This is a genomic window from Cupriavidus sp. FW305-26 (assembly GCF_058787975.1).
Map to the genome: position 1 here is coordinate 1 of NZ_JBYTAH010000164.1, position 1,044 is coordinate 1,044.

Consider the following 1,044-nt stretch of genomic DNA (forward strand, 5'->3'; position numbering starts at 1 on the left):
CGCTCCTGAGTGGCGGGAAGTTCATCGACATCACCGGCAAGTTCGAGGCTGCGACTCGGGTAAATCCGCTGTCGTTGCTGGCCGACCCCATGAACTTCACCTACGTCTCCGAGTGGGTGACGCTGGCCATTGAGGACGACTCCTTCACGCTTTCGCCCCAGCAACGCCAGGACATCTTCGAGGCAGTGAAAATCCTTGCCGGATACGGGCGAGAGAGCTGGACGTTGGGCCGACTCGCAACGCTGCTGCACGACAGCTTGCGGGAACGTCTGCAGATCTGGCTGCAAGGCGGACAGTACGGGCATTTCTTCGACCATGCAGAGGATGCGTTTGAGATCAGCGACAACCTGTCCATCGAAATGGGGGATCTGTTCCTGAACTATCCGCGCGCCGGAGCGCTATTCATGGACTACGCGTTCTATCGCATCAGCCAGAGCCTCGGCACGCGATACACGATCATCGAGGTGGAAGAGCTGGGCTTCTTCTTCACGAACAAGCGGTTCTACGAGCGATTCGAAATGTGGATCGTGACCATCCGCAAGCTCAATGCTGCGCTCTGGGGTGCCACGCAGTCGCTCAAACAACTGGCCCGGGTCGCTGACTTCGAGATCCTGAAGGAGAACGTCGGCAACTTCATCTACCTGCCGAACAGCCACGCCAATACCAGCAAGGATCTCTACAAGGAGAAGTTCGGCCTGACGGATGACCAGATCCAGATGGTCACCGACGCAGTACCGAATCGTGACTATCTCTGGATCACGCGCTCCCAGACCCGGATGCTGCAAAGCCCGTTCTCCGACGAGATGGTAGCGATGCTGCGCTCGGATGGTGTCGCGCAATCGATTCTCGATCGTCACTACGCGTCGGGTGCACCCGACTGGCAGCAAGACTACGTGCGCGAAATGCTCGCGCGATCCGTCTAAGGAAAGTTCCAGTGAACAAGTGGTTCATCAAGGCCGCGGTCGCGGCATCCTTTCTTGTTTCGTCGGTGGCCCACGCCAGCGGGCTTCCCGTTATCGATGTGGCCAATCTGGTCCAGACGAC

General features: G+C 58.4%; 1 protein-coding gene. It reads left to right on the top strand.

The window, feature by feature from the left end; genetic code table 11:
* Positions 1-923, top strand: a 923-nt coding sequence (locus AC3WQZ_RS35670; protein ID WP_492302166.1) for a putative type IV secretion/conjugal transfer ATPase, incomplete at its 5' end; no start/stop codon positions are given.
* Between the last annotated feature and the right edge of the window lie 121 nt (positions 924-1,044).